Here is a 7,848-nt window from a genome sequence, read left to right as displayed (position 1 = left end):
ATTCAAACATAATGGCATATCAATATGTCAACGATGGGTAAGCTCGATGTATGAAAAAGCTGACAAAAGTAAAGATGAGTTTAGGATCACACTAAAAAAGGAACTGTCAGTTAATAAAATAGGAACTAAAAAAGGAGGCCGAAGCCTCCTTTTATGCATTACTATGAATGACTGCGATTAACCGTGGTTACGAATCCACTCATCCATTTCAGTTTTTAGGTTATCAGACTTAGTACCGAAGATAGCCTGTACACCACCAGCTACAACTACAACACCAGCAGCGCCTAGTTGTTTTAGCTTGTCTTGGTCAACAGCTGCTGTATCTGCAACTGCTACACGTAGACGTGTGATACATGCATCTAGACCAGTAATGTTAGCTTTACCGCCAAACGCTGCAACCAGTTCACCGCCCATATCAGAGCCAGAAGTTACAGCTGCACTTTCCGTTTCATCTTCACGGCCAGGTGTTTTTAGGTCAAGCGCTGTGATTACACCACGGAACACTACGTAGTAAATTACTGCGTAAACTAGACCAACGGCAATCATTAGCACCATCTTCTGAGCGTTACCAGATAGAACTAGGAAGTCGATCAGACCGTGAGAGAAAGAAGTACCGTGTACAAAGCCTAGAGTGTTCGAAACGATGTATGCAGAACCAGCTAGTAGAGCGTGGATACCGTATAGTAGTGGAGCAACGAATAGGAATGAGAATTCGATTGGCTCAGTAATACCAGTTAGGAATGAAGTCAGTGCAGCTGACGCCATGATACCCATTACTTTTGCACGGTTTTCTGGTTTAGCACAATGAGCAATTGCGATTGCTGCAGCTGGTAGACCGAACATCTTGAACATGTAACCACCCGCTAGCTGACCGAAGCCATTACCAGCAGCACGAGATGCTTCATCAGCAACTAGGTAACAAGTTAGTACACCATTTTGAGCTTCACCGGCAGCGTTAACACAAGAACCTGCTTCGAAGAAGAACGGTACGTTCCATACGTGGTGTAGACCGAATGGGATTAGAGAACGCTCAACAACACCGTAGATACCGAATGCTAGCTGTGGGTTTTGGTGTGCAGCCCAATCAGAGAATGCAGAAATTGCACCGCCAATTGGTGGCCAGATAACAGAAAGGATAACACCTAGGATGATCGCAGCAAAACCAGTGATGATTGGCACTGCGCGCTTACCAGCGAAGAAGCCAAGGTACTCTGGAAGTTGGATTTTGAAGAAACGGTTGAATGCCCAAGCAGCCACACCACCGACAAGGATACCACCTAGTACACCTGTATCGATTTTCTCAACACCCATAACGCCCGCCATTACACCTAGCGTTGCCGTCATGATGCCGTAACCAACGATAGCTGCAAGACCTGCAACACCGTCGTTGTTAGTGAAGCCTAGAGCTACACCTACTGCAAATAGAAGTGCCATTTGGCCGAATACTGAACCACCAGCTTGTTCCATAAGATTAGAAACGATCTCTGGAATAAAGCTTAGATGGGCAGCACCCACACCTAATAAAATACCTGCAACTGGTAAAACTGATACTGGAAGCATCAGAGCCTTACCAACTTTTTGCAGGTTAGCAAAAAGGTTCTTAAACATGTTTATGCTCCTGATAAATTTATAAGTATTATTTGGGCACTAACGGCACACCCCCGTAGCCTAAAGGTTAGCACCCAATGAAAATGTAACCACAACTGCATTATATTTTCCGGCTCTAAATATATATTGATGACCCTCAAACTTTCCACACAGTTACGAAATTTAGTTTCAAAACAAGTCTTGGATCACACCCAAAAACAGCCGATGAAAAGGTTTGCATTGCACTTATATTACTGTTTTATAAAGAATTAATTATTTATATAATTAATTTTAAGGCGTAAATAAAATACGCCTCAATGTTATTTTTAGTAACAAAATTACATTTGTGATTTTTGAATGTTATTAAATCAACATTTTTAGTAAACATTAAACTCGTGAGCGTATCTGTTGTTTTTATCAACAAAAAAGGAGCCTAAGCTCCTTTTTTATGCTCTTATTATTTTTTCATCGCAAAAAAAGATCTCGGAAGTTTTCGGTGGTTTTTTGTGCCACTTCAGAAAGAGAGCACGATTTGAGTTGCGCAATATAAGAAGCGACTTCGACAACATAAGCGGGTTGATTCTCTTTGCCACGATGAGGGACAGGAGCCAAGTAAGGAGAATCTGTCTCAATAAGAAGCTTCTCTAAAGGTAGAGTCTTCACCACTTCTTTTAGCTCTGTAGCTTGACGGAAAGTAACAATCCCCGAGATAGAAATATAAAACCCCAGCTCCAGTGCAGCTTCAGCAAATGGAAGATCTTCTGTAAAACAGTGGATAACACCACCACATTTCTCTGCCCCACCCTTACGCAAAATATCTAGAGTATCCGCACGTGCGTTTCTGGTATGGATAATTAAAGGTTTGTTGAGCTCCACTGCAAGATCAACGTGTTGCTCAAAGCGCTCTTTCTGTAACGCGGCCGTTTCGGGCTTGTAATGATAATCTAAACCCGTTTCGCCAATAGCGACGACTTTTGCATTCGACGCATGGTGGCGCAATACGTCCATCGAAAAGTCGCTTTCAACATCAAGTGGGTGCACACCGCACGAAGCATAAACATTGTCATAAGGCTCGATCATTTCCATCATTTTCGGGAAAGAATCCAGCGTTACTCCAACAGAAAGTAGTTCAGTTACGTTTGCTTGTTTAGCTTTGTTAATAACGTCTTCCACATTGATGTGGAGATCGTCGTAATTCAATTTGTCTAAATGACAATGAGAATCTACGAACATAATGCCTCTCGTGATTCAATTAACCAATTCATTGATAGTAGCTCAAGGTTCAGGCCAGGAAAGGCTTGCACCTGAGCTTTCAGGTTCATCAGCGCCTTCGCTGATGAGTACAAACCGTTATAGTTGTCCGATTGAAACTTTGTCGCACCCGGAAGCATTTGAGCTTCTGATACACCAAACTGCGCTTTCTGAGCATCTGTCAGTAAATACCATGCCCAGTCTAGTGATTGCTCTGAGTGTTTAGCGATTAAAGAAGCACACTCAGAAACGTCTGAAACAGGCGAAGACATTGCCTTAATAAAACTGCGTTCAAAAGCCAAGTAAGCTTCGAGCTCACCATTATTTAACGCATCCAATGTTTTTATTGGAGAGCCCATATTCAGTTTTAAGGCATAAGCAGGAACTTGCTTCGCCCCTTGTTCGTGCATCCATTGCATCGCTTGTTCCGCTGACGGAGGCGCAACAACCCAGTGTTGGCAACGGCTACGAATCGTTGGGAGCAGACGCTCCTGATTGTGGGTAACGAGCAAAAACAAGCACTTTGCCCCAGGCTCTTCTAGCGTCTTTAACAGCGCATTCGATGCCGACTCGTTCATAGAGTCCGCCGGTTCTATTACAAATAGGCGGTAACCATTAAGCTGAGATGATTCCTGAGCAAGACGGTTACAAGCGCGAATTTGGTCCACCGTTATCGCCTTTCCTTCTTTCTCTGGCTTGATCCAGTGTAAATCAGGGTGGTTTTGAGATTGATTTAGCTGGCAGCTATGACAAAAACCGCATGCTTCACTCGCGTAATTTTGGCAAAGAAGTACTTGGCTAAAAAACTCGATAAGTTTTTCGATGCCCAAGCCCTGCTCGCTTTGTAATAAAAGCGCACCTGGTATTCTGTCCGACTCTAACCCTACTTTGAGGTTATCCCATATTGGCTGTAGCCATGGATAATCATTTAACATGAGTCACCTAAATTTACGTTTCACTTATTGACGAGCTAGCCACTCGTTTAGAGCGTCCCGAATATCACGCGACACGCCTTCAATCGTCTGTTCTGCGTTAATGATAACGACGGAAGGATCGGCATGAGCAATCTCCAAATAACGCTCACGTGTACGCTCGAAGAAACTAATATCCATCTTCTCTATACGATCTAACTCACCACGCCCACGCGCACGCTCAAGCCCAACACGAGGGTCAATATCCATATAGAGAGTGAGAGCAGGTTTAAAATCACCAAGCGTTGTATCCCGGAGATTTTTCATTAACGATGCGTCAATCTGACGGCCACCACCTTGATAAGCTTGCGACGACATATCGTGTCGGTCACCAACCACCCACTGACCGTTTTCCAAAGCTGGTTTGATCACGTTCTCAACCAACTGAACACGTGCAGCGTACAGAAGAAGCAACTCCGTCATGTCCTTAAGTTCTTCGCCTTCGTGCTCTTCTTTCACCAGAGCGCGCATTTTTTCTGCTAGCGGTGTGCCTCCTGGCTCACGGGTATTTACGATATCCTCAATACCGGCCGCTTTTAGCGTATCTAAAACGGTTTTAATCGCAGTGCTTTTACCCGCGCCTTCTAGGCCTTCAACGACAATAAAGTTTGCTTTCATCATTTTTTCTTTCTTAGTTCTCTTAAATAGGCACGAACAGCACGGTTGTGCTCAGCAAGGGATTTCGAAAATACATGTCCGCCCTTTCCACTTGCTACAAAATATAAATAGTTGCTGCTTTCTGGATTCAAAGCCGCTTCAATGGAAGCTTCACCAGCCATCGCAATCGGTGTTGGTGGCAAACCATTGATGGTATAGGTGTTATATGGTGTCGGCGTACGCAAATCTTTCTTACGAATGTTGCCATCGTAGGCGTCACCCATACCATAAATAACTGTCGGATCAGTTTGTAACCGCATGCGTTTGTTCAATCGGTTGATAAACACAGAAGCGACGCGCTCACGCTCAGAATCAATAGCCGTCTCTTTCTCGATGATAGACGCGAGAATCAAGGCTTCATATTTATCCTGTAATGGCAGCTTTTCTTGACGAGCTTCCCAGCTAGCATCCAGTATTTTATTGAGTTTTCGATGCGCTCGTTTTAATAACTGGCTTTCACTCGCACCCGCTGTGTAATGGTAGGTTTCTGCTAAAAACAACCCTTCTAGCTTTTCTCTCTCAATTCCGAGCTTCGCAGCCATTTCTTTTTCTGAAAGATCGGTTAAATCATGCTTTAAATAAGGAGCACTTTTTAGTTGATCTACCCATTCAGAAAAGCGGCTGCCTTCAACAAAAGTGATCGCAAACTGGTATTCTTTTCCAGTATTCAGATGCTCCAATGTTTGCGAAAGCGACATACCAGGCTCAAGTTGGTAAGTACCCGCTCGCACTTGCAACAATTCTGGATATAAGTGAGGAATTAAACGGATGTACTCCGATGTTTCAATCACCTCATCTTCAACTAAGGCGCGCATGACATGATGAAAGCTTGTACCACTTTCTACAGTAAACAGCTGAGGTTGTTCCAATAGAATAGGCTTTTCAACGTATTGTTTAGCCTGTGAAATTATATAAAAAACAGCTGCTGCGCCTATCACTGCGATCAGCACAACAAAAGCCAACAGTTTTTTAATCACGTAGTTAAATTCCCTTGCAGTCGTTGAGTCAATTTTCCTATCGGAAATATAGTCTTAGAGTTCGATGTCACTATGCTGCGAATAGGTGCGACACCTAATATTGAGTTACACATGAAAGCCTCGTCAGCACTCAGCAAATCTGGAAGTATAAAACGCCCCTCGATGACTTCAATATGACTTACTTTAAGTAACTCAAGCACCTTACGACGCATTACGCCCGTAACGCCTGATAAGGTCAGCTCCGGCGTAAATACTTTATTACCTTTAACCCAAAAAAGGTTGGCCATTGTAGTTTCAATGACATGGTTTTGCACATTTAACGTTATTGCATCTGCAAACTCTGTATTGTCGATTTCAGCCTTGGCGAGAATCTGCTCTAAACGGTTGTTGTGCTTATGTCCAGCAAGTAAAGGTTGAATCCCTAGACGAGTATTACAAACGCCCAAGTCCACACCTTGTTCTTGCCAAGATGAATAATGAGAAGGAAACGCAAAATTGGAAATCGTCACGATAGGGCCTTTAATCCCATTAGGGCTATACCCTCGCCCGCCAATACCGCGGCTAACGTGAATCTTCACCCCCGCTCGTGCGTCAGATAAAACCGCTTTGCTTGCCCAATCATGCACAACTTTCCAGTCAGGTGAAGAGATCTTCAAAGCGTCAAGGCAAGCACTCATGCGCTCAGTATGTTCTTGCCAGTAAACCAACTCTCCATTTTGGGTCAGGATGGTGGTAAAGCCTCCATCACCGTATTGGAATGAGCGATCACCTAGCTCTACATGCGTTTGCGGAACTCCATTTACCCAAAACATTCACGTACCTTCAAATTAGCAGACAACAAATAAAACAAAACGGCTCAATGCTAAGCATCGAGCCGTTAGAATACAAGTTTCGCTTATCTAAATAAGGTTAGATAGTGTTACTCAGCGAACTTTTTGAAGATCAAAGAACCGTTTGTACCACCAAAGCCAAACGAGTTACAGATAGCGTATTCCATACCTTCAACTTTGCGCGCAGTGTGCGGCACAAGGTCGATGTCTAGACCTTCTTCTGGATCATCAAGGTTAATCGTTGGTGGAACGATTTGGTCAACCAAAGACATAACCGTGATAATTGCTTCAACAGAGCCTGCTGCACCTAATAGGTGACCAGTCATAGACTTAGTTGATGATACAAGTACTTGCTTCGCACCTTCTTCACCAAGAGCACGTTTCACGCCCTTGATTTCTGCAACGTCGCCAGCAGGAGTAGATGTACCGTGAGCATTCACATAACCTACTTGGGTACCTGTGATGTTCGCGTCACGCATTGCCGCTTCCATCGCAAGTGCACCACCAGAGCCATCTTCGCTTGGAGAAGTCATGTGGTAAGCATCACCAGACATACCAAAACCAACCAGTTCTGCGTAAATCTTCGCGCCACGTGCTTTTGCGTGTTCGTACTCTTCAAGCACCATCATGCCAGCACCATCACCTAGAACAAAACCATCACGGCCTTTATCCCATGGGCGAGACGCTTTTTGAGGCTCTTCATTACGAGTAGATAGTGCTTTAGCTGCACCGAAGCCAGCCATGCCAAGAGGCGTAGAAGCTTTTTCTGCACCACCAGCAACCATCGCATCTGCATCGCCGTAGGCAATCATACGTGCTGCATGGCCGATATTATGCAGGCCAGTAGTACATGCGGTAGAAATCGCGATATTTGGACCACGGAGACCACGCATGATAGATAGGTTACCTGCAACCATGTTTACAATGGTCGAAGGAACAAAAAATGGGCTAACTTTGCGAGGGCCTTTGTCTACTAATGCAGTATGGCCAGTTTCGATAAGGTCAAGACCGCCAATGCCTGAGCCGATAGCAACACCAACTCGAGCCGCATTTTCTTCGGTAATTTGTAAGCCAGAGTTATCAAGAGCTTGAATACCCGCTGCAATGCCGTACTGGATGAAAAGGTCCATCTTACGAGCATCTTTTTTAGACATGTACTCTGTGCAATCGAAATCTTTAACAAGACCTGCAAAACGAGTTGAGAAGTTCGTAGTATCAAAGTGCTCGATATTTACGATACCACTTTGACCTTCTAGCAGGGCTTTCCAAGATGATTCTACTGTGTTGCCTACCGGTGACAACATACCCATGCCAGTGACAACTACACGACGCTTGGACACGATATAATTCTCCGGGAATTGAATATTTCTATGAGAGGATAGAAGAAGTTAGAAAGAACACAGGCGGTCTAGGAGACCGCCTGGGAGAGCTAATTACTGAGCGCTGTTTACGTAGTCGATTGCAGCTTGAACAGTAGTGATCTTCTCAGCTTCTTCGTCAGGAATCTCAGTGTCGAATTCCTCTTCTAGAGCCATAACTAGTTCTACAGTGTCTAGAGAATCAGCACCTAGATCA

9 protein-coding genes are annotated in these 7,848 nt (G+C 44.2%); 1 reads left to right on the top strand and 8 read right to left on the bottom strand.

Translation table 11 applies throughout. The features are described 5' to 3' along the window. On the top strand, positions 1 to 181 hold a 181-nt coding region (locus IQR33_RS33135), incomplete at its 5' end, for a hypothetical protein (protein WP_228013906.1). On the opposite strand, the gene ptsG is transcribed toward IQR33_RS33135, so the two are convergent. The 8 genes from ptsG to acpP all read right to left on the bottom strand — a co-directional run. Continuing rightward, positions 178 to 1,608 carry a PTS glucose transporter subunit IIBC gene (gene ptsG / locus IQR33_RS14915; protein WP_005372959.1) on the bottom strand — a complete coding sequence of 477 codons (1,431 nt, stop codon included), beginning with the start codon at positions 1,606 to 1,608 and terminating at the stop codon, positions 178 to 180. The two genes, IQR33_RS33135 and ptsG, sit on opposite strands and share 4 nt — an antisense overlap. A gap of 444 nt (positions 1,609 to 2,052) precedes the next feature. Then, positions 2,053 to 2,820 carry a TatD family hydrolase gene (locus tag IQR33_RS14910; protein ID WP_017633841.1) on the bottom strand — a complete coding sequence of 256 codons (768 nt, stop codon included), beginning with the start codon at positions 2,818 to 2,820 and terminating at the stop codon, positions 2,053 to 2,055. Next, the gene (locus IQR33_RS14905) at positions 2,811 to 3,773 is read right to left on the bottom strand and encodes a DNA polymerase III subunit delta' (RefSeq protein ID WP_017633842.1); all 963 of its coding nucleotides are present in this window, start codon (positions 3,771 to 3,773) and stop codon (positions 2,811 to 2,813) included. The genes IQR33_RS14910 and IQR33_RS14905 overlap by 10 nt, the downstream gene beginning before the upstream one ends. A 24-nt stretch (positions 3,774 to 3,797) precedes the next feature. Further along, on the bottom strand, positions 3,798 to 4,430 hold the full coding sequence (gene tmk / locus IQR33_RS14900) for a dTMP kinase (protein WP_172563541.1): 633 nt from the start codon (positions 4,428 to 4,430) through the stop codon (positions 3,798 to 3,800). Further along, positions 4,427 to 5,443 carry an endolytic transglycosylase MltG gene (mltG, locus tag IQR33_RS14895; protein ID WP_054576217.1) on the bottom strand — a complete coding sequence of 339 codons (1,017 nt, stop codon included), beginning with the start codon at positions 5,441 to 5,443 and terminating at the stop codon, positions 4,427 to 4,429. Before mltG ends, tmk begins: the two co-directional genes overlap by 4 nt. Next, positions 5,440 to 6,255 (bottom strand): aminodeoxychorismate lyase, encoded by an 816-nt coding sequence (gene pabC / locus IQR33_RS14890; protein ID WP_005372949.1) that lies wholly within the window; start codon positions 6,253 to 6,255, stop codon positions 5,440 to 5,442. The genes mltG and pabC overlap by 4 nt, the downstream gene beginning before the upstream one ends. Positions 6,256 to 6,362: 107 nt before the next feature. Further along, on the bottom strand, positions 6,363 to 7,613 hold the full coding sequence (gene fabF / locus IQR33_RS14885) for a beta-ketoacyl-ACP synthase II (RefSeq protein ID WP_005372948.1): 1,251 nt from the start codon (positions 7,611 to 7,613) through the stop codon (positions 6,363 to 6,365). Positions 7,614 to 7,706: 93 nt separating this feature from the next. Further along, positions 7,707 to 7,848 (bottom strand): acyl carrier protein (gene acpP, locus IQR33_RS14880; protein WP_193843792.1); only part of this gene is annotated, 142 nt, incomplete at its 5' end.

Origin of the sequence: Vibrio sp. OPT46 (assembly GCF_015163535.1) — a bacterium.
In the GTDB taxonomy this organism is placed as follows: domain Bacteria; phylum Pseudomonadota; class Gammaproteobacteria; order Enterobacterales; family Vibrionaceae; genus Vibrio; species Vibrio alginolyticus.
Note: the sequence above shows the minus strand (reverse complement) of the source record. Positions and strands in the feature narration are given on the sequence as shown.

Coding starts and splice junctions, on each gene's coding strand:
- ptsG (WP_005372959.1), bottom strand. CDS start 1,608: ATGTTTAAGAACCTTTTTGCTAACCTGCAAAAAGTTGGTAAGGCTCTG.
- IQR33_RS14910 (WP_017633841.1), bottom strand. CDS start 2,820: ATGTTCGTAGATTCTCATTGTCATTTAGACAAATTGAATTACGACGAT.
- IQR33_RS14905 (WP_017633842.1), bottom strand. CDS start 3,773: ATGTTAAATGATTATCCATGGCTACAGCCAATATGGGATAACCTCAAA.
- tmk (WP_172563541.1), bottom strand. CDS start 4,430: ATGATGAAAGCAAACTTTATTGTCGTTGAAGGCCTAGAAGGCGCGGGT.
- pabC (WP_005372949.1), bottom strand. CDS start 6,255: ATGTTTTGGGTAAATGGAGTTCCGCAAACGCATGTAGAGCTAGGTGAT.